Consider the following 316-nt stretch of genomic DNA (forward strand, 5'->3'; position numbering starts at 1 on the left):
CAGATCTTGGTCTTTGATAGGCATGGTTTAAGCTCCGAAATTAGGTATTGATTTTGACTTCTTGGAGAATGGATTCGCGCTTATCATTTAGTTCGCGTATTTGCACTTCGCATTCTGAGGCTTCTTGCAGTTTTTTGGCGCGTTCGTCTGAGGCGCTGTACATAAGCGGCATAAGTAATATGTTGGCAGGTTCAACACTTTTAATGGCCCAACATAAAGCTGGTAGGTATTGAATTGGCATTGATGTGGGTTGGCTTGGAGCAAACCACTTATTAAGTTTAGCCTCATCTACCTCAACAATGTCTACCTTAAGTGC

Annotated in this window: 1 pseudogene; it reads right to left on the reverse strand. The window is 42.4% G+C overall.

The features are described from left to right. Nucleotides 1-40 precede the first annotated feature (40 nt). A pseudogene (locus tag J8M00_RS28115) lies at nt 41-316 on the reverse strand (hypothetical protein); the annotation flags it as partial.

Origin of the sequence: Pseudoalteromonas luteoviolacea, from assembly GCF_018100925.1 — a bacterium.
Classification (GTDB): domain Bacteria; phylum Pseudomonadota; class Gammaproteobacteria; order Enterobacterales; family Alteromonadaceae; genus Pseudoalteromonas; species Pseudoalteromonas obscura.